At 60.6% G+C, this 20,828-nt stretch carries 13 protein-coding genes and 1 pseudogene; 7 read left to right on the top strand and 7 right to left on the bottom strand.

What is annotated here, in order from left to right; all coding sequences use genetic code 11:
* Positions 1 to 3: 3 nt before the first annotated feature.
* Positions 4 to 351 (bottom strand): hypothetical protein, encoded by a 348-nt coding sequence (locus tag AC1DXI_RS19485; protein WP_476939963.1) that lies wholly within the window; start codon positions 349 to 351, stop codon positions 4 to 6.
* A gap of 61 nt (positions 352 to 412) precedes the next feature.
* Here AC1DXI_RS19485 and AC1DXI_RS19490 point away from each other — a divergent pair, with 61 nt between their 5' ends.
* From AC1DXI_RS19490 to AC1DXI_RS19500, 3 genes are all read left to right on the top strand, one after another.
* Positions 413 to 808 carry a hypothetical protein gene (locus tag AC1DXI_RS19490; RefSeq protein ID WP_476939964.1) on the top strand — a complete coding sequence of 132 codons (396 nt, stop codon included), beginning with the start codon at positions 413 to 415 and terminating at the stop codon, positions 806 to 808.
* 182 nt (positions 809 to 990) lie between these two features.
* Positions 991 to 1,206: a hypothetical protein gene (locus AC1DXI_RS19495; RefSeq protein WP_223916930.1), complete on the top strand. Its 216-nt coding sequence runs from the start codon at positions 991 to 993 to the stop codon at positions 1,204 to 1,206.
* Positions 1,207 to 1,355: 149 nt separating this feature from the next.
* The gene (locus tag AC1DXI_RS19500; protein WP_476939965.1) at positions 1,356 to 1,925 is read left to right on the top strand and encodes a GNAT family N-acetyltransferase; all 570 of its coding nucleotides are present in this window, start codon (positions 1,356 to 1,358) and stop codon (positions 1,923 to 1,925) included.
* Here the strand turns inward: AC1DXI_RS19500 and AC1DXI_RS19505 are convergent.
* The 4 genes from AC1DXI_RS19505 to AC1DXI_RS19520 all read right to left on the bottom strand — a co-directional run bounded on the left by AC1DXI_RS19505 (position 1,922) and on the right by AC1DXI_RS19520 (position 7,501).
* On the bottom strand, positions 1,922 to 2,170 hold the full coding sequence (locus AC1DXI_RS19505) for a hypothetical protein (RefSeq protein WP_476939966.1): 249 nt from the start codon (positions 2,168 to 2,170) through the stop codon (positions 1,922 to 1,924). The two genes, AC1DXI_RS19500 and AC1DXI_RS19505, sit on opposite strands and share 4 nt — an antisense overlap.
* A 226-nt stretch (positions 2,171 to 2,396) precedes the next feature.
* Positions 2,397 to 2,681, bottom strand: a complete 285-nt coding sequence (locus tag AC1DXI_RS19510; RefSeq protein ID WP_476939967.1) for a DUF4190 domain-containing protein — start codon at positions 2,679 to 2,681, stop codon at positions 2,397 to 2,399.
* Positions 2,682 to 5,385: 2,704 nt separating this feature from the next.
* A complete protein-coding gene (locus AC1DXI_RS19515) occupies positions 5,386 to 6,630 on the bottom strand; it encodes a hypothetical protein (RefSeq protein WP_476939968.1) in 1,245 nt (414 codons plus the stop codon).
* Positions 6,623 to 7,501 carry a hypothetical protein gene (locus AC1DXI_RS19520; RefSeq protein ID WP_476939969.1) on the bottom strand — a complete coding sequence of 293 codons (879 nt, stop codon included), beginning with the start codon at positions 7,499 to 7,501 and terminating at the stop codon, positions 6,623 to 6,625. Before AC1DXI_RS19520 ends, AC1DXI_RS19515 begins: the two co-directional genes overlap by 8 nt.
* 246 nt (positions 7,502 to 7,747) lie before the next feature.
* Between AC1DXI_RS19520 and AC1DXI_RS19525 the strand changes: the two genes are divergently transcribed.
* Positions 7,748 to 7,903 (top strand): hypothetical protein, encoded by a 156-nt coding sequence (locus tag AC1DXI_RS19525; protein WP_476939970.1) that lies wholly within the window; start codon positions 7,748 to 7,750, stop codon positions 7,901 to 7,903.
* Between the two features lie 336 nt (positions 7,904 to 8,239).
* A complete protein-coding gene (locus tag AC1DXI_RS19530) occupies positions 8,240 to 8,551 on the top strand; it encodes a DoxX family protein (RefSeq protein WP_476939971.1) in 312 nt (103 codons plus the stop codon).
* Between the two features lie 88 nt (positions 8,552 to 8,639).
* Here AC1DXI_RS19530 and AC1DXI_RS19535 read toward each other — a convergent pair whose 3' ends face one another.
* Both AC1DXI_RS19535 and AC1DXI_RS19540 read right to left on the bottom strand, forming a co-directional pair.
* Positions 8,640 to 9,662: an LLM class flavin-dependent oxidoreductase gene (locus tag AC1DXI_RS19535; protein ID WP_476939972.1), complete on the bottom strand. Its 1,023-nt coding sequence runs from the start codon at positions 9,660 to 9,662 to the stop codon at positions 8,640 to 8,642.
* A 1,212-nt stretch (positions 9,663 to 10,874) separates the two neighbouring features.
* Complete coding sequence (locus tag AC1DXI_RS19540; RefSeq protein WP_476939973.1) at positions 10,875 to 11,828, bottom strand: HNH endonuclease; 954 nt, start codon at positions 11,826 to 11,828, stop codon at positions 10,875 to 10,877.
* Between the two features lie 858 nt (positions 11,829 to 12,686).
* Here AC1DXI_RS19540 and AC1DXI_RS19545 point away from each other — a divergent pair.
* Together AC1DXI_RS19545 and AC1DXI_RS19550 are read left to right on the top strand one after the other, a co-directional pair.
* Positions 12,687 to 12,805, top strand: a pseudogene (locus tag AC1DXI_RS19545) (IS3 family transposase); the annotation flags it as partial.
* A 498-nt stretch (positions 12,806 to 13,303) separates the two neighbouring features.
* The gene (locus AC1DXI_RS19550; RefSeq protein ID WP_476939974.1) at positions 13,304 to 20,695 is read left to right on the top strand and encodes an RHS repeat-associated core domain-containing protein; all 7,392 of its coding nucleotides are present in this window, start codon (positions 13,304 to 13,306) and stop codon (positions 20,693 to 20,695) included.
* The last annotated feature ends 133 nt before the right edge of the window (positions 20,696 to 20,828 follow it).

Below are 20,828 nucleotides of genomic sequence, written 5' to 3' on the forward strand. Positions count from 1 at the left end.
GACCTAGTTCTGAGCCGCTTCCGGCGCGCTGACCGGCGGCGCCCAGCCGAGCTCGACGAGCTTCTCAACGATCGCCATCCACGGCATCATGCGTTCCTCGTACGGCAGCTTGGCGAACTTCTCCCTCTCCCCCTGGTTGTCGATGAAGGTGTTATTCGCGGCGACCTGGGCCTGGATGAGAGCGTCCTTGAACTCCGGTGAGAGCTGCTCGACGGGTCCAACCTCGGAAACCCGTCCCGGGCGTTGACACGGTCGAGAATGGAAATCCGGGGAAGGGCCATACTGTTGGAACCACTCCGGGCGAGGAAGAATTCCGCTCCGGAACGCGGGTAGTGAGTCCGGGTCCGACACTGTGCAACCTAATGTGTGCGGACGGCGGAGGGCCGCTCCCCGGGGCTCAGGCGTTCTGCCAGTGGATCTTGATGGCGTCCGCGATGGGGCCCTTGGCAACATCCACGGTCAGGACGACCGGGGCCCCGTTCTCGTGTTCGATGTCGAAGTTGCGGTACACGCGGCCGCAGGCATCCCGCGGGGCAAGCTGTGGGCGGCCATCGTCGCCCAGTCCGAGGAGGCCCAGGACGACGGGCTCTTCGACGATGAGGCCGGGGTCAAGGAATGGCTGGCCACCAACTACGACGACATCATGAAGGAAGCGCAGCGGCGCCTGCAGAAAGCCGCGGCCGCCTATGAAAAGGAGAAGGCCGCGCAGGACGTCATCACGAAAGCCAGAGCTGCCGGGCAGAAGGCCGAGGCGAGGGCGCTGCCGGCAGCGAATCGGGAAGCGGAGCTCGTCGCCAGCCTCGGCTGACGGGAAAGGGGGCCGAAAGTCCTATGTTCACGGCCGCCGACACCGCATACTGTTTGCAGGGGTCTGGGATGGACGTCAGATTTCGACGCGTCCCTGACCAAAAACCTTCAGCGGGCCGCAAGCCCTGCTGTCCAAATCAGGGGTGCAGCGCAGCTGCCGACCATAAATCCGTGGGGGAGATTATGGCTGTAATCGAGGATCCGGCAGCTGCCGGCAAAACGGCGTTCCGCTTTGCGGCTCCAATCTCCAGCACCGAGCATCCCAAGGACGTCTGGCGGCCCGGTTCGACCACGACGTCGGGTGCTGCATCCCCGCTGAACGACAGTATGTACGCGGACCCCGTCATCAGCCCGGCACCGCGGGCGTTCGACCGGAGCCTGTGGCCCCACCTGTATTAGCCAGGCCCGGACATGGCAAGTGACTGGCCGGGCGTTCATCGACCGGCCAGTCTCTTGTAGTCGCTTAGAGCGGCTGGAGGTCTCCGATAGACCGGCCATGACCGAGGCAGCATTGACGGTCCGGCCGAAGGTTCACTAGGTTGATCTCCATGCCCTACCCGCTGAGAACGCCCCGGCTTGCCATCTCTCCTTTAACTACCGGTGACATTCCCGCGTTCATCGCCTACCGCCAAGATGCTGACGTGGCCCGGTGGCAAGGGTGGGATTCGAGCTACAACGAGAGGGACGCCGCCGAGCTCATAGCATCCCAACCGACCACGGAACTCCCCAGCTCGGGCGGATGGCTGCAGCTCGCGATTCGAGATCCCGAGAACGGGACCCTCTACGGCGACATCGCGATTCACGCCCTTGATGAGTCCCACGACACGTTCGAGATTGGAGTCACCCTCGCCCGATCAAACCAGCACCGAGGGATCGCACGCGAAGCGGTCATACGGGTCCTGGATCACCTCTTCACCTCTGCAAATGCCCACCGGGTGACGGCGAACTGCGATACCCGAAACGCACCCGTGGCCAAGCTCCTCACCGCGGTAGGAATGCGGAAAGAGTTAACCGAGACTGACGTGGAATTCTCCAAAGGAGAATGGATCAACCTCGACAGTTACGCCATCCTCAAAACGGAACTCCTCCGAAGCCCTGACACAGTCACACAGGGCTAAGCACCGCCGAAGTCACCTGCGCGGGACGTCGTGGAGGCTAACCGGCGCTGGATATTCGTTTCACTGTCGCCCACTGTGGAGGTGGAATCGACTCCCTGTTCGAAGCTCCAGAGTGCGCGAAAACGCCTGAGCTTCCATTCACCCTTGAACGTTACGAACGCCGCGCATGGAATTTTGAAATGAGTCTCAACGGCATCAAGGAACACGGAAGAAAACGGAGCATGCTCGCGGGCAATCGCAGCCATCCCCAATCGCCCTGGCGGTGCGCCGGCTCCATGAAGACGCAGAGACCTAGTCTTCCGTGCAGATGACCAAATTTCCGACGTTTAAGGACGCATGTGAAGGTACTTTGGCCAACGTCGCCTTACGGCCGGCGCGCCCACTCAGCTCAAGCCACCCGAGGCGGCAGGGTAATGGAGGTGGAACGGCGGCTAGGCAAGCCATTCCGGACTAACACCGAAACACGTACGGCTACCGGGGCACGAACAACGTGAGGATCGCGATCCCTAGCCACAGGTAACCGAGAAGGAGCCCGGCGAAGGCCATGCCGGCCCCCCGTTCACCGGTACGCGCAATCTGTTCACGCGCGATGTGCCCGAAGATGATCCCCAAGCACGCCGAAGAGAAGACCGAACACAAGCGCCAGAACCGCCATGGTGTTAGTTCTGCCGGTGGCCTGGTCGGGGATAGCGGTGCCCGGAGCAAGCTCGTTGGAGTAGACAGGACGACCGTCCGCAGTGGACCCGACGAGTGCACAAATTGGTTCGCCTGCTGCGGTCACGGCAATAGGCGGCACTGGCTGGTTCCGTTGGGTTTCCTCGGCCGCGGCTTGCTCCGCTTCACGATTCTGGGGGTTCTCAGCCATTGTGGGGTAGGCAAAAATTCCCCGACCCCACGTAGTCGGCGCGTTCTTGGAAACGAAGGATTTCGAGATCAGCGCAGCCGAGCATCTGTGCCGCCGTGGGATAGCGGTTCGATTCAGTCCGCCCTAAAGATGGGGCGGTATAAGGGCCGGAATTTGGGACGTTCCAGGGCGTGCTGGTCTTGACGGAGGGCTGAAGGCGGGAACACGATGTAGCCACGTGTCCTCCGGACTGGAAAACCTAGGGAAATGATGGCTGACAACGGTTTACCCGGCGGGGTCGGATTGGCTGAAGCGAATTCGTCCTTGCGCGAAGAACTCACCTAGGCGATGGAAAACGCGCCGCCCCAGGGCCTGCGGTTCAAGAGTGATTGAAAGCTCACGAAGCGGCCCTGCACGATTTGCCGTGCAGGGCGACGACATCTCACAAGGATGACTGTAGATGGACAGGCTACTTGGTCCCGAGGACCAGTTCTGAGCCCACGAATTTCCGTGGTTTGAGTAGCTCGCGCCGGACTCACAATGGACAAAGCAAATGGTCCTTTGTGCAGCTTCGCGACCACTCCGTGCGTACCCAGTCGTGACCGTGTCTCGGCCGAGAATCGGGCAGGGCACCAGTTCCATCCGCACAATCCGGCGATCGCTCGAACGTCCAGCATCCGGCGCAGCGCGTCGTCTGCAATTGTCGGTTCAGCGCAATATTCAGCAGTCGAAAAGTCACAGGTTTTCTACGCCACGGTCCGCGGCGCACGAGCCCCTTCCGTGTTCTAGGGTTTCTATTAGAGTCAGACATGCAACACCCGTAGCGCCCATCATCTGAGGGATCCACTAACCGAGGAGACCGCCATGCCCACTTCGACGAACTGCCAACCGTGGTGCAATGGCCACAGAGAAGACACAAACGAATCGTTCAGGGACGATCCTTTTGAGCCGGCCCCCCAATGAGCAAGGACAATTCACCATTGATTCTTATGGCACCGTGCCCGTTTAGTACTGGCCGCTCCGCGCGTTGTTGGCGCTAACGATTCTATGGAGATCTACCTAAGAAGTATCGACCGACGGTGGCGCAAAGAACTGCACGAGCACGTTGCCGGTGTCCTAGTATTCTCGCCCTACATCACTTCCAAAACTGCCGACTCAGTTCTGGGCCTCGTGGATGAAGGCCAGTGCGAGGTATACACATTATTCGAGATGGACGTTTTTGCCTCCGGCGCGCTCCAAGGCACTCCGGCGCGAAACGGCCCCGCCCACGTTTGCGCACTCCGGGGCCGCGTCCCTGGCCAAAAAGACCATCAGAGAAAGACGAAAGGGGGCGGAAACCCGCCCCCTTCTCAGCTCTAAGCCTGGCCAGGTCCGCCATCGTCGTGTTGAGCGCAACGAGTCTCCGGACTGTCGGGGGTCGTGGCTTCCATTGGGGCGCCACACGCCTCGCATTTCCTCAGCGGTACGGAGTTTGTCGGCCGAAACTTCAACTGATCCCAGTTGGCCGTGACGACGGCACCCACATATGCTGCGGCCAGAGTGCATGCTACGACTGTCTCGACTTTGGCGAGGGTGGCGTTGCCTCTTGCCATTCCTCCGCCTCCATTGATGAGCGGCCCCTTACCAACGTTGGCCAGGGCTGCCCGGTTACGCGCCGCTCCAGTAAGCTCGGCGATGCGCCTCCCGGTCCCTGCGACCCCGAACATGGCGGATTTCCAAAGCCAGGCGTTTCGCACCCCTACCCCGGCCTTTCCCGCCAACGTGAATGCTGCGCCCGGGAATGGAACCCTGACCCCGGTGCCCCTATCGTTATTCTCACTGCTCAATGTCTGTGCCTCTTCCCTTCTGCTCATTCGTCGCTCGTCCGGCGTTAAGCGCCTGCCGATAGCTCAACGTACAACGCCAAAACTGCCGGAGCCAGAGCCCCACCTGGGTAGCAGCGGATGCCTCCCGCCGCACACGTGCTCGTCGGAAGCGAGCAACATCATGAGCTCAGTCATTCACCGCTGGCCGACCGGCACCCCTGCGAGTGGACAGTTCCGACATACTGCCTCATGCGCAGTGCAACCATAACGCCTACTTCAAGTGCGTACGGCCTGTACCTGTAGTTAGTGTTGTGAATTGAATCAGCCACGCGTTTGAAGCTGTGAACGGCTGACAGAACTCTTCGGTTCCGCCATCATCTGCACCAGGGGCGGGCAGCGACCGCGGCCGTTTCTGGCGCACCCATGTCGACCGGGAACCGCGCAAGGGGCGGCGCAAGGGTTTCAACGAGGCTGGCTACGCGCGTCTTCTGGACGCCGCGCACCCGTACCTGGGCGGGCCGATTGTGCTGGTCTGGGACAACCTGAACACCCACACCATCGCCGCCATGCGGGAGCTGGCCGCCACAAGACCATGGCTGACGGTCTGCCAGTTGCCGCTCTACGCCCCGGATTCAACCCGGTCGAGGCCGTGTGGTCGCTCCTGTTGAGGTCCTGGCCAACCTCGCCACATGCGGCATCGACCAACTGGCCCGGCTCAGGCGCCATCCAGTACCGGGCCGACCTCCCCGCCGGCTTCATCGCAAAAAGGCGGCCTCGACTTCACGCCGGCAACCCCCACAATGAAACCTCTCTAGCCGACCCAGTAGGCAGAGGTTACGAAGTCGTGCGCCATCAAGCCGGTAGTGACGTCGAAACCATACACATCGACGGTTCCGAACGCATCGTCGGGGTTGCGGCTGGAATGGGCGAACTGGCGCTCCATCACGAACTTGCCCGAACTGTCGGCCGTCACGTAGTTCCTGATCTGGCCCCTCTTCGGGACACCGGCCAGCGTGACTATGACCGTCCCGCCGGGAGTGAAGCCCCATCCTCGGACCTTGGTGTCGTTGCCGGTTTGGTTGCGTAGTACGTCGATGTCGATGCCGAACCGGGGTGGCGGTAATCGCGGGGGCACGTCAAGAGCGAACTTGATGGACGGGCCCGACGAGCCCCAGTGGTCGTTGCCCTCGTTGGCATGGTGGACCATGTGCGATACGTACCAGAACACCACGTCGGTGTCGTTGACGCTCTCGCCGTTGTCCTGCAAGAGGCCACCGGTGTCGAACTGCCAGTTCCAGGTGTCATGTGGCCATGGTGCCTTCTCGTAGCGCCACGGATGCAGCTCCTCCTCGGCGTTGAAACGGCGGATGCCGACGTCGATGCGGGAGAAGTTGTCTACCGTGCCGTCGTTGGCGCCTGGGAAGATCCAGGCGCCTTGCAAGGTGACCTCGTTGCGGACGAACCAGGCGGTCTGGGCACGGGGGTCAAAGTGCTTGACGTCGTTGGCCTCGGTTGTGTAGGAGGCCCAGGCCCCGAAGTTGCGTTTGAAAACCCGGTTGTGGTCGGTGCCATCGATGTCGAAGTCTAGCCGCCAGTAGGGATGGTGCTGGTGATCCATGTTGATGGTGAGGCCCTTGCTCCAGAGCCGCGGCAACACCCACCCGTCCTCGCTGATGTGCCACTGCTGCGACAGGTGGTATGCGCCGATGCGCCCGTAGATGCTTATCTCCATCCATTGGACACCGTCGCGGATGTAGTCCTCAAGGCCCACATATTGCCAGCCGCGATTTACGATCTGCTGCAGGCCATAATTGCCGCCGAGCTTCCACCGCAGCCGGTCAGCGTACGGTCCGGCGCCCGCGCCCAGCGGTCGGCGCCAGTCCAAATAGCCACCGTCCACACGGTACTTGACCCGGATGGCTGGCATGCTGAACTTCCCAATGACGTTGCGGCCCCGGTAGGTTCCGTTCAGCAGTGACAGTCCTTCGAATCCGCCGACGTCGTAGTCGAACTCCCATGATCCCCAGCTGATGTGTCCGGTCTTGGTGTTAGGCATCGGTTGCCTCGCTCTGGCTCGCGTCGGTTCGCCTGAGGTCAGGGTCTTGGCGGGCCACCAGAACCTTGCGGCGGTTCAGATCGACCGCGGCTCCGTACCGGGCCGGCTTCTCGCCTTCGGTTTCACCTGGGTCAAAGAAGGTGACCCACAGGATCCGGCGCCCCGCCAAGGGGTCCTCACGGTGGAACTGTTGCAGTAGCCCGCTGGCCTCGAGGTTTTCCACGAGACCGTGCAGGCGCGCGTCGGCGCGGGCGATTTCGATCGCTTCATCGATCTCCTCGACTGCTTCTGGCGGCTGGAAGCCTGGAACATTCACGGCACGGACGAGTTCCAGCCCCTCCATCTCCACCTCTACGGCCATATTGTGGGTATGGCTGAAGAAGATGAGGCGCGTCCGTAGTGGCCGGTCGAGGTCGGGCCGCATGCCCTTGCCAGTCGCGGCCATGTCGGTATGGATGAAGGCGTGGCGTTCGCCGAGCAGTTCCCGCACATCCGGATGTGATAAAGCCGCATGGCGGACCTGTTCCTCCAGTTCGTCGGTGAGAGACCCGTGCAGGGGCTCGGCCTGCAGTTGCCGCACCTGGCGCTGCTCGGTCGGCCGCGGCGGCCAGCCTTCACCAGGTCCGGTGAAGGCAAAGCGTGGAACCCGAGGTACCTCGCTCGGTAGGTAAAGTTGCTCCTTTACGGGCGTCGCGATCTCAAGCTCCAGTCGCGGATCCGGTTCTGCCGACATAGGCGCCCCCTGTTCCCCCGGCTGGCTCTCAAGGTCGACTTTCGCCTGAGCCGCGATCTTCCGCAGCACCCGGTTGTGAAGGCTGACGAGGTCATCGAGGGGAATGTTGGACAGGTCGATTTCTGGCTCTTTGGACATTTATCGGTCCTCGTCGTCGGTAACTGAACCTTTCTCCTTGTCATTACGTATGAAAAAGAGACGGGTCTTTTCGATCCTCAACGCGTTCAGTGTGACCTTTATCAGATCATTGTTCAATGGCCACGTTCACGTCTCGACAGTTCGGTGTTATTGAACCGTCCCGGTTTGATGCCGTTTTCTTTCTGGTGAAAGGATTCTTCACATGCCCAAGAAGTACCCGCCGAGGTCCGCGAGCGTTCCGTCCGCATGGCGCTGGACCGAATCGAGGACTATCCGACCGTATACGCCGCCTGCAGGGCCCTGGGCACGAAGCTGAACGTCGGCACCGAGACGGGGCACAAGTGGGTCGTCCAGGCCCAGGTCCTGCGCCGGCAGGGCCTGGCCGTCCCTTCGCGGTCGTAACGGGCCTGGAAGGAACGCCCGCCGGCGGTCCGGACCCATCAGGGTGCGCTGACACGACGTGCTTTAGCGTTCCCTTCTCCGTACGCTCCGGTTCGCCAGCGATTGCACCCCATCACCTCACGAACGCTGCTGACGTTGGCGCGCCATCGTGCCGACGATGCTGGGTCCATAGCCCGCGGGCGCATGGTGGTTTGCCATTGCTCCCCCAGCCGCGCTGCGCAGGCTACAGGCCGGTTCCCGAGACCAGAGTACGGACTTTTGAAAAGCGTGGCACCCTCGCCCATAGGCCATGATGCTCCCATGTTCCGCCTTTTGGGAAGAAGTGCTGCGATCTTAGTGCACACCCGAGCGGCTTGGGTCCGTGCCAGCACGGCCAGCGTCCACGCCCCTAACGGCTTCTTCGCCACAGAGGGCGGCCTCGAGTACCCCGCGGTGCTGGGCCTGGCGGCAGCATCGTTCACCATCGGCGGCCCCGGACCCTTCTCCCTGGACTCGCTCACCGGTCATATCCTGGACCGGCCCTGGATGCGGGCGGCTGCCTTAGCCGTGATACCGGCAGCCATCGGGATCCAGATCTACCGCCGGCGTAAAGCCCTGGCCAACGACACGGCGGCACCGGATTCCGGAACCCCGGTGGAGGAAGGCTAAGCCCATCCCGACACTCCTTAGCCACCCAGGCATTGGCCAACCAAGCCACTAACTCAGCGGTCTCCTAGGGGGAATCTGCCACGCGGGGTCAGCGCCAGCCGAGCTGCGGCGCCACATACTTCAGGATCGACTCGATGACGTGGGCGTTGTAGTCGACACCGAGCTGGTTCGGGACCGTGAGCAGTAGGGTGTCTGCCGCGGCGATCGCCTCGTCCTCGGCCAGCTTCGCGGCCAGCTCATCCGGGGCACCGGCGTAGGACCGGCCAAAGACCGCGCGCGTTTTCTCGTCGATGTTGCCCACCTGGTCGGAGCTGTGGCGGTCGCGGGCGAAGTATTGCCAGTCGCGCTCGTCCGTCAGTGCGAAGATGCTGCGGCTGACCGAGACGCGCGGCTCCCGTTCGTGCCCCGCCTCCTTCCAGGCCTGCCGGTAGAGCTCGATCTGCTCGGCCTGCTGGACGTGGAAGGGCTTGCCGCTCTCGTCATCCTTGAGCGTGGAGCTCTGCAGGTTCATGCCGAGCTTCGCCGCCCAGACGGCCGTGGCGTTCGAGCCGGAACCCCACCAGATGCGCTCGCGCAGACCCTCCGAGTGCGGCTCCACGCGCAGCAGGCCCGGAGGGTTCGGGAACATCGGGCGGGGGCTCGGCGCCGCGAAACCCTCGCCAGTGAGCACCTCGAGCAGACGCTCGGTGTGCCTGCGGCCCATGTCGGCGTCCGACTCTCCCTCGGCGGGGGCGAAGCCGAAGTGACGCCACCCGTCGATGACCTGCTCGGGTGAACCCCTGCTGATGCCCAGCTGCAGCCGGCCGCCCGAGATCAGGTCGGCCGCGCCGGCGTCCTCCGCCATGTAGAGCGGGTTCTCGTAGCGCATGTCGATCACGCCGGTACCGATCTCGATGCGGCTTGTCCGTGCCCCGATCGCAGCGAGCAGCGGGAACGGGGAGGCGTATTGCTGCGCGAAGTGGTGGACGCGGAAGTAGGCGCCGTCCGCCCCCAACTCCTCGGCCGCGACCGCGAGGTCGATCGCCTGCAACAGCGCGTCCGACGCGGTGCGCGTGCCGGACTCCGGGTGGTCGGTCCAATGGCCGAAGGACAGGAATCCGATGTTTTTCACACCACAAACCAACATGTTGGAAGGGGTTCTTATTCCGCGGGCCTCAGCCTCGCACCCCTCCCGCGGCACGGGCCGCCTCGTTTACGGGTCACACAGGGGCAGTGAATCGTTCAGGGCTCATTGCCAGCAGCATGATTGTTGGCAGAGCCAGTCTGGTTTGGAACGACGCCATTACGCTGCCCTGCCCACCTACGGCGATCCGTATTAAATCAGAGTTTTTCCCGCACCATTTTCACAAAAACGGTCCGTGACTTCTGAAAGGTTTCATTGTTCCTTGGGTCGTAAACCCAATTGTCCAGCGCCGACAGCATTTCGGCGGCCCTCTTATGGATTGCCGTGGAACACGAGATCTCGACCTTGGTGACCAGGTCATGTCGCGGCGCCGGCCCCCACTCCATGCCGAGCCGCCCCCGGAAGTCCGCCTTGGCGTAACTCGAAATCAAAGGTCTGGCGCTCGATCCGGTCAACCACTTCTAGCAACGTTTCTGTGGGAAGACGACTACGGCGGGGCGTGGATTCGGCTGCAGAAGAAGTAGCATCCGGACGGGATGGTGGTGTCAATCGAGTCCATGAGGCCGACAGACGGAACCAGCCTTCCGTTGATCCAAGTGGGCCTAAATTAACAATTGTTAAAGTGCGGAAAATTTATAAGCGGAATTGCTAATTTGCAACCGTACTGGACAAGAGCAACGGTGTTGGTGATGTAGACCAGCGGGACCATCAGCAGCAAGGACAGCAAGGTGAATTCCACCACCGCGCTCCCCTGCTCGGAGCCCTCAGGTTGGGGGCGTTCCACCTCCGTAAACCCGCGAAATGCGCACGTCCGGGCGCGTGGCCGGACCGGACGTCGCGTTTGTCATCAGCCGAAATCGAGAATAGCCCTCACCCTCAGAGCTGCTCCCCAAAAGTTGGAGTCGATATTAGAAGGTGGTTCTAGGCTACGTGTAGGGAATGGGCCCGGTATTGCGCCGGGCTCACACCCTTCACGGCGACGTAGCCACGAAAAGCGCTTTTTAGGCCACTTCAAGGAAGAGTTCTTCCGCCACGACCCCTTTGACTCCACCTGACGTTCGAAGGCCCCGCACGGCTGAACGTGCGGAACCTTCCTCGAGGAGGCGGAGGAGCAGCCAATGGCCGGAACCGCCAACTAGGTGTATTGAGAATTGCAGCTGCGTCGCCAAGGCCGCCAGCTTCATCGGGAACTGGCCGGAATCAAAAGAGGAAGCCATCGAAGAGTGGAAGCTGCACCGGGAGTGAGAGCTGGGGCGGGGACTCATCAGAAGGATCCTCCACGGACGCCGCTTCACGGAGAAGCTTCCTCTCAGCCGCCAAGGCCCGACGGACACTGAGCGGCGGCAGCTTGCCGTGCCGCCACTCGGAGACGAACAGGTCATTCTTCTCGTCATTGCACTTCTTGCATGCGGCGACCACGTTGCCCGGCGCGTGCCGGCCTCCTCGTGATAGCGGGATGACGTGCTCCATCACCAGGTGGCCGACCGAATTGCCGCAGTAGAAGCAACGGCCGGCAGCCCGTTTCAGAATACGCAGCCACTCCCTGCCGGTGACCCCCACATATCCTGGGTTGTTGTACTTGCGTGCGCGGCGATTCGCGCCCATGGCCACCCTTAGGGGCCTGTTCGCTTCCCTCCATGCCTTGGACGTTTCCAACCTTCTCGGCTGGGTCCGGTAGTAGTAGGTCTTCGCATCCACGATGCGCTTGACCCGCTCTTTTTCATACCGGGCGTCGTCCCCGGCCTTGCCCCTTCCATCGGCATACGCGCGCTTGCTCGCTGCGTTGCTCTTGCAGAACCGGGAGCAGTAGACGGCGTTACTCCTCATGTCGGAGATGTCCTTGCCGCATTCCGGGCAGCTTCTGGGAAGGTAGGGGTTGACGTCTGTATGCTGCGGGTCAAGTGCAGCGGCGTCCCCGTGGTTCTTCAGCCGTAGGTAGTGCCGCTGGCAGTAGCCCTTGGCTTTGGGCTTACCTTCGCAACCGGGGTAGATGCAAACCTCTGGGTTTGGTGAGCGCTGTTGCATCCCGGGCGGGTTGACGGACCCATGCTTTTGCAGCCTCTGGTAGTGCTTGCCGCACATCCCGAGGATCAGCTTTTTCGCAGGCCCGCAGTCTTCCACGCTGCAGAGTTTTTCTACCGCCCCCATTCTCATGGTTCTGAGCATAAGGAGCCGGTCCGACGGTCGGTGGATTGCACACGGCTAGCCCGCCACGTCTCGATTTCGTCCGGGTCCGCAAGTAGGCCGGCACGGTCATCGTGGCTGGCAGGAGCCGCCATGTGGGGTTCACGGTTCCGAGGGAAATCAAGCATGATGCAGGTCTCCTGCGAGTCGTCGCCGTGGCGGTCTTCGGGCAGGTCGGGCGACGCCGGATAAGTCCAGTACTCGCTCCCCGGACCGTCCTTTTGGACCCACCCTCGCTCTGAAAGAATCGCCGCAAGCTCCATGTCGAAGCTGCCTTCCGGCAGCGGTTCGTCAGTCCACACCCCTTGGGGCTGCGGCTTGGTGGTCTCCTTATTCCGAACCTTGCTTTTCGGCACTGTTTCTCCTCTGTCGGGGCTTTGTCAGTGCCACCGTAGAGGGCAAATCCAGTCCGTTTCACGTTCATTTCTTCACACAAAAGTTCATTACGTAAGCACTTCGGATTGGGTGAAGAACGTATCCCGGATCGATCTGCGTGAAGCTTCTAAACACCCGTTTCAGTTGTTTCGGAGCCGAAGTCAGCCGCTGGTCTCTTCCAGCGGACCCGATGAGTGAATCCTCCGCGCTTCACGTCTTGACGGCTTCCGCCTCAGTGACCTGGTCGATGGTGTGCCCCGCGTTGGCCCGGGGCTCCTGGCCTGAGCCGAACGGCGCCGTCATCGAGGACTTCCTCGACGAGTCAGCCCAAACAGCCGACCGGAATGGGGAGAACCGATGAGGCTTGAAGGCAGGAACGTGATGGTGTTCCTGGCGATACTGCTGGGGGTGGCCGAGGTCGTCGTTGGATTGACCCTCATCGTCCTTTGGACTGTGGGGATCACCACCTGGATCGAGCGGACGTACCACCGCCGGCGACGGCCGAGACGGCTGGGGAAACTCACGCAATCGAATATGAAACAATCAACCGGACGACGCTCACTGCGGCCTAAGACCCCGAGTCAACAAATGCCGGGGCAGTCCCCTTGAAGGCATTTTGGGGTTGGGCACGCCGTGGGATCGCTCCTTGGGAGAGCTGCGAATCGACCAATTGACCGTTGATATTGACCCGGATGTGGGCCAATATACGATTAAAACGCGTAGTCCCGGGCCCCACAGCCCGTACTGTGCCATCCATCCTGGCAACCCGGAGTGCTAGCGGCATACAGACCGCCAGCACTCCGAAGGGACAATGAACGACTCTTCCGGCTTAGGCGAGCGGAACAATATTGGGGTACAGCATGGTCGGATCCCCTAGTTTCAGAGCTTCTTCTCCTTGGACGCCGGCCCGAAGGAATGTGTCAATGCTCCAGCGAGGCATTGGCGATTGTTCGTCTCGTGTTGGAAGCGGTCCGAGGCACAGGAAAAGGTCGGACGGACTGTGTTTCCGATTTAAACGCCTACTGGCCCCTGCAATGGCTCACGGTGTGGCGGTTCTGCTGGCTACGTTCATGAGCATCCCCATCCCCCTTCCCCAAGTAAATGGAATCAACTCCGTTGGGAGCGTGGGCCCGGGGCTTGTTGAGTCATTTGGCCGAGCCACTTCGCCTCAAGCCGCGGCGGCGGCGAGCATCGGCGGTCTTGACGCCGATGTTTCTGCGATCGGCGGGTTCAAAGAATCCATCCCTATACATGTGCCGCAATTCCATGCCATCCGCCCCGAGATCGCGTTCAGTTATGACTCGGCGCGTGGCAATGGCGAGGTGGGTGTGGGCTGGCAAATAAGCGTCGGGTCGACCATTGTGCGGGCTGGACCGCGTGGAGGGTTGCCTCGCTACGACGCCAGTGATTCATTCATGATTGACGGCGCAGAGTTGGTCGCGTGCGCTCAACACTGCCAGACGGGAGGAACCCACGAAACCCGAGAGCAAACCTTTGAACGAATAATTTTTGACGGCACCACGTGGAATAGGTGGCAGCGCAACGGCGTTCATTTAGTTTACGAAACCCAGGAAGTCCCGGCATCCGCGTACGAGTGGTCGCTTGCCAAGGTCATCGACACTCACGGAAATGCCGTCACCTACCAGCAGGACTGCCCAAGCGCCTGCGTTATCGACCGCATCACCTATGCATCCCAGACTACGGGCTGTGGGAATCCGGTCCAGCCGACATGTAAGGTAGGCGCCTTGATCCGGTTCTACCATGAAGCGCGACCTGACCCTGTCACTTATTCCACAGGCCGAGGAGCACGGCAGATACGGCAACGCCTCCGTACGATCGAAGTGCGCATGGACGACCAGCTTGTAAATGCCTACCAGCTTCAATATGACGTGAGTATCTCAACGGGCAACTCAGTGCTGCGCTCGATGCAAGAGTTCGGAAGTGACGCATCAATTTCTCCCTCCGGGGGCGTCACCGCCGGTCCGAACCCTCCGCTCCCACTAATCTCCATGCGAACCTCATCGACCGGAGCCTCGTCTCCACAGTGGCAAGAACATGCCACTAACTGGCCATACGCCATCACATCACCGCCCGGGCTGAAGGACTTTCCGGCGCAGACGATGTCAGTGCCAGGCAATGCATACAGCTTCCGGCCTGATGGTGAGGATGATTTGTCGCCAACGCCTCTCCTTGGGGACTATGACGGAGATGGTCGTATTGACGCCGCATCTTGGCGCCGTAGCATGGTTGGCGGGCTTTGCTCGCCGTTGTACGTTCGGTTGGCGTCTAGGCCCGGGGGCGCCCCCATCTCCACCCCGCCGCAAGGTTGCCCAGAGACCGGCTACGTCACCGATCTTAACGGCGATTCGGCGGATGATCTGCTCCTCATGAATTCACAGGGGAGCATCAACCAGGCTGTCTCGAAGAGGGATGGAACTTTCCTGCTGAAGCCCGGATATACGAAAGCGCCATGGACCGGCGTTAAGGATCGTCTCTGCGCCTCTGGTGACCTAAATGGCGACGATAACGGGGACCTGCTGTGCGCCTTCCATAAGAGTGGCTCTCTTCCCGAATTGGGCATCATGCGTTCGACGGCTGACGGACTCTTTCAAGTTTCAATTGAACCTCTGCCGCCGACCATCACATCCCTTCAAGATGTGCTGCTGGCCGTCGGTGACGCCGACGCCAGCACTACTACAGATGTCTTCCTCGCAGAAGGCGCCCCGGGAAAACCATTGCGTCTCATCGCTGGCTATACCGCCCCTGACGGATCCATCAGTTCGTGGGAGACAACCCAAACGTCTTGGGGACTCGGCGATCCCAAATCGTGGCGTTTATCCTGCGGCGATGTCGACGGCGACGCCCGATCAGACTGTGTTATTCTCCACGAAGCGGGGGGCAGCACCAACGTTCTCGTGCTACTGTCTGTCAAAGGATCTGCGGAGCGGTTCGTCCCCCGGGCTTCAAGCATCCCTGCGGGGAACGTGAACGTAGCTGACGTGGATCAGGACGGTCGCGCCGACCTAGTCTCAGGTGATCCCGTCGGTGCGGCTCGTTCGAAAGGCGACGGCACATTCGAGGCGCATCAGACGTGGAACACAACCGTGACGTGTCCTGTTGTGGACAATGCCGTGGCTGTTACTGGCGACATAAACGGCGATGGTTCCTCTGACCTCATCTGTTCAACCATTCATGGTCCTGCTCCCCGGTTTCAGTTGGATGTCCAGCCTGCGCCTGTCGCTCCGCCCCCTCTGCACCGGTGGACGACATTAGACGCAAATGGTGACGGACGAGACGATTTGACTGCTGTCCACTACCGCAACCCCGGATACCAGATATATACGCTTTTAGCGCAACCGGCGGGCGGTTATGTGAGTTCGTCAACGCCTATCCTGCCTGATTCCGCGGTCTCCGCGGCGCCCCTGAACAATCCCGACGCCGCGGGATGGATGATTGCAGACGTGGGTGGCCCTGAGGGAAGACCCGACGGTAAATCAGACCTAGTCTTCGTTGACCGTTCAGGGACCACCTTGCGTATCACGACGCTGTTGTCCACCGGTGCTGGATGGACTGTCAAATACAGTGAGCCGTGGCTCCTCGGAGGCGCCCCATCGCCTTATAACTCTGCAGACACACAAATGTGGCGTCTCGCAGAGCTAAACGGTGACGCCCGCGCGGATCTTTTCCATTTTGTTTCCCTCGGCGCCGGGGTTCGGTTTGAGTATCTTCTTTCCGACGGTGCGGGGGGCTGGATTAGCGGCAGCAGCTCCCATTTTGATTCCGTGACGACTGCTGGCGGTCCTCTCACGCGGACGGATGTCAACAGTTTCCGCATGGCTGACCTCAATCGGGACAAGATCAGCGATTTCGTTCATGTCGAGACAGGAGGACAGGCTGGGTCTACTTACATGACTGTGCGCAGCATGCTATCCACCGGGGCTGGGCAATGGGAGGACGAAACACGCCAACGATTCCAAGCAGTTGATTCCGCCGCAGCTCATCGTCTGCAAGTAATTGAGTTCAACGGTGACGGCATCACCGACCTCGGCAGGAGTACCGTGTCGGGCGGCTGTATCCGGATTGAGGCTTACCTGAGGCAAGGCACCGACTGGTCGACCCCAAGGTCCGGACAGTCGGCCCAGCCGTGCCAAACGCCGGCCGGATTAGAGGACCGGCGCAACATCATCCTCAGTGACGTCAATGGTGACAACCGCACCGACGCCTACACAATATCCCGCGTCGGCAACGGAACGACAGCGAGGACAGCCCTGTCCACTCTGGTCAATCCAGGCGACCCCGATCGCCCATGGAACTGGACCGACCAACCGAATCTCAGCATTTCCGAGCCGGACTCGTGGGCGTGGCTGGTCCTCGACGTAGACTCTGACGGCAAAGGCGAACTCACGCACATCGGCGGAGTAGCGACGTCCAAGCTCACAACCCTGGCCTGGACAGGCAACGATGACCTCCTCACCGAAATCAACAACGGCCGCGGCGCCATAAAGGAGATCGCATACCGTGCGCAGCCCGGCGAGCGGTCCTATCTGCCTCCTGGAATGCTGTTGACGGCCGTGAGCCACATTGCCATAACTGAATCGACGTCAGACCCACCGGTTCACGCGGTGGCGTCGTTCAGCTATAAGGGGGCCTTGTGGTCAATTCCCTATCAGCGGTTGATCGGTTACGCGAGTATCCGCTCCGACCGAGGTAACCGCGCCATGGTCACGAACCGCGAACTCACCGAAACCTGTGGCGCCCGTCTGTCCTCGACATCGCTGGAAAATGCTAGCGGCGGAGTCATCAACAAATCGGGCCTCAATTATGTAGATACCGGTGAGGCACCGCCGTACACATGCCTCCCCGCGACCATCGTTCAGTCCGAGTGCGAAGGGACGCTAGCCTGTCGGGAGAAGACAACCAGTTACAGCTATGACTCCTACGGCAACACCGAGATGGTGGAAGAGTCCGGGGATGCGGGACGGCGACGGTTTTATCAGCCGGTCCGGCCCAACATAGCGGATTATCTCGTTGACCGCCCCTTCAAACAGGAGGTGCTGCGTGCTGACGCGTCGCCCCCACCGGCCGGTACTTGGATCACGCAATCACTGACTCTGTTCGGCTACGATGACGATGACTGGGAGCACGCACCTCATGAGCGCGGTGACCTTACACGGATCACCACTTTCCCCAGCATTGCCAACGACGTGGCCGCAGATACCTTCCTCCACTACGACGAGGTCGGGAATGTAGTGCGGATCCAGGATCCGGTTGGTACGACAGGCACCAAAGTGTACGACTCCGCCAGGAGCCTTTTCCCCGTGTCGATCTGCGCGGCTACCTGTTCGATATTCGTGTGGGACGAGAAGCTCGGGGTCGTTCGGTCGGTTCAGGACCCGAATCTCCAGACAACGACGACTGATTACGACGCATACCGTAGGCCCACAAAGACCACCCGCGCCGACGGCAGCACGACGATCACACGCTATCTGTCCGTTGGCTCCTTCACGGGTCTAGATTCCAACCGGCAACGAGTCCGCACTGAGACCTCCGACGGTAGTGTTACCGACGCCGTGCACTGGCACGAAGAATTGTTCGACGGACTGGGCAGAACCTACCGAACCCTTAACGAAGGCACGACTCCGGTGCTCGATGACGTGCTGGTATCTGACTTACGCTTCACCGACGCCTCCGCATATCCAGCTTCCGTTATTCTCCCGCACCGGGCTGTTGAGGCACCCAGAGAAACGAAGTACGAATACGACGGTGCCATGCGACTTACAGCCCTGAAATATCCGGACGGAAGTGGTGTTAGCCGTACGTACGGCGTGGGGCGGGTGGAGAATCGTGACGAACTAGAGCATCTCACCACAATCCATTCGGATGCATTCGGACGGATAGTCGCGGTTGACGAGCACGCACGCGGCTGTCCACAATGCCAGTTGGAATCGATGACTACGCGGTACACCTACGACGTTCTGAACGGCATGCTTACGGTAACGGATCCGGCTGGAAACGTCACAACCATCGTCCGGGATGACCTGGGCCGTGAAACATCGATCACTGACCCCGACCGCGGCACTACTACACGGGCTTGGCGGCACGACGGAAGTCTGGACACAGAAATAGACAGTAATGGCGTCCACTCTTGGACATACGACGCCGCAGGACGTCCAATAAGCCAGGTCGACACCGCTGGCGGCACAACGAAGACGGTGAGCTGGGACTACGACGCCGACCCTGTAACCCTCCAAGCTCAGGGGTACAGCAAGGGACTGCCTGTGCTGACACAATACTCCACGGCGGGGTTGGCGGGAGCAGTGACCGGTTCGGAGCGACTATGGTATGACCAACTCGGCCGTACCATCCAAGCACGTCGTTGTGTCGACTCGGTGTGTCAAGACATGGGCGCGACATATGATCTGGCGGGTCGCCTTAGTGACCTACGCTATCCCGATCCGGGGAACCCGGACGGCGAACACGTCAAGTACACTTACGACCCGGCGGGTCGCCTTGCGTCTGTGGGTACGTATCTAACAAGTGTTCAATCCAACGCCTCAGGCCAAATAGCACAACAGACCTATGGAAACGGATTAGTCGAGCAACGGTCCTACGATCCCGACCGCCTATGGCTCGATGCTCAAACTCTTTCCACGACTCCCAAATCCGCAGCTCCGGTATACGCCGCCGTGTATCAACACGACGCTACTGCGAGAATCACCAACATCGTCACCGCCAATTCTTCTGGTCCAACGCCGCAGCCAGTGACGTCCACGTTCACCTATGACGAACTGGGTAGACTCTCCACCACGACCAGCAGCGATGAACCCTCCTTCGTGGCGCAAACCTTCGAATACGACGCGGCCGGCCGCATGACGCGCTCACCCGGTACAGGCGCCATCTCATACGATGACCCTGCGCATCTCCACGCACCCACGTCCAGCTCTGCAGGACATCAACGCATCTATGACCGGGACGGCAACCTGACGAAGCTCTCGGACCCAGGCGGCAGAAACCTGAAGATCTCATGGTCACCCGACGGCATGCCAGCAACAATTTCGACCGGCCACGGCGGAACCGTATTCGGTTACGGGGCCAGGGGCGAGCGCGTGAAAAGCACGGCCGACGGTACGGCAACACTGTTTTTCGACCGATTTTTGGAGCAGGGCCCGAAAGGTCTCACCAAATACTACTGGGCGGGCGATCAGCTGATTGCACGGCGTGAGGCAAACGGTGCTGTTTTCTACGTATTGGAAGACCATATCCACTCCACCCGCGTGGTCACTGATCAGAACCGAACCGTTGTAGGGCGATACAACTATAAGCCGTATGGGGAGCAGCAAGCCCAGAATTTGACGGACAATTCACCGCATCTGTGGCAGGGGCAGCGGCACGATGCGGACGGCGGTCTGGTCTACATGAATGCGCGTTACTATGACGCCGTCATGGGTGTTTTTACTGCGCCGGACTCCATCGTCCCGGACCCGTACCAGCCGCAATCTCTCAACCGCTACTCGTTCTCGCTCAACGACCCGGTGAACCGTTGGGACCCAAGTGGACATGTGAGCATGCGTGTGGAACAGAAAAAGGAACAGGAACGGCGGGGCCTGAGCACCGTGAAGATGGAGGCATATGCACAGCAGCGGCAATGTATTAATGGCTTCAGCGGCTGCTCGGCCGCGCTGGGGGGCGCAATTAAGGTCGCAAAATCGGGTAAGAAATGGGTAGACGAGTCAACATTCAGACCGCTCTCCCCCGAGGAGAAAAACATTCCGTCGACCTTTGGCCTCATCTTCGAGGGGAAGGGCCACTTCGAGGACGTGATCGTTCCGGTTTCAGCTGAAGATACGGCTAACACTTCAACGACTTCAACGACCTCAACGTCTGCGCCCACTGCAGCCCCGACGGCACCTGCCGTCCCCACCCAACCAGCCCTAAATAAATCCGGCCCACATCGACATCCGGAGTATTTTTTCTGGGTGTCCCGTGAATGGGATAGGAATTTAGGGCAAAAGGAGAAGGAATCTAAAGGACTGATTCACAAAGGGGAGGGGGAGGTTATTGGTATCGTTGGAGCTAATGACGAAGGTCCATTTGTAACATTCCTTGGTGCGGCGGGTTACGCGATAAGTGGCATACCGAGACAAAAAGAAATTTATGGAGCGATATACGGCGGCAAAGACGTGACCTTCCAGTGGAAAGTTCTTCCTGGCCGCATAAAGCTCCAGGTCATTCACGATTGGATAATATTGGCCGAAGGCGGTTATGGCGCAGTTGTAGCCGGAGCCTATAAGACATCCCATGGCACGGGAGTGTACTTTGGTACTAGGGTCGGACACTTGGCATACGGAATCGGATTTAATGCTGATCAAGCCCTCAACTTTCTCGAGGCGTTAGCGGGACCGTTGGGACCGGAAGAGGACAATCCATGGCTGTCCGGCTGGAACTCCGGCCCGGGGCCGTAGCACGTGTCGCTAAAAAACGATCCACGCCTTACACGCGGTTCGTGCACGAATACAGCCCCTGTGGGCGGGCCGATAAAGTCCACAAAACGCGGGGGCTGAGGGCCTACTGATAGCCCCCGAGTCCACGAACCAC

The organism is Arthrobacter sp. P1_H7 (assembly GCF_056405215.1).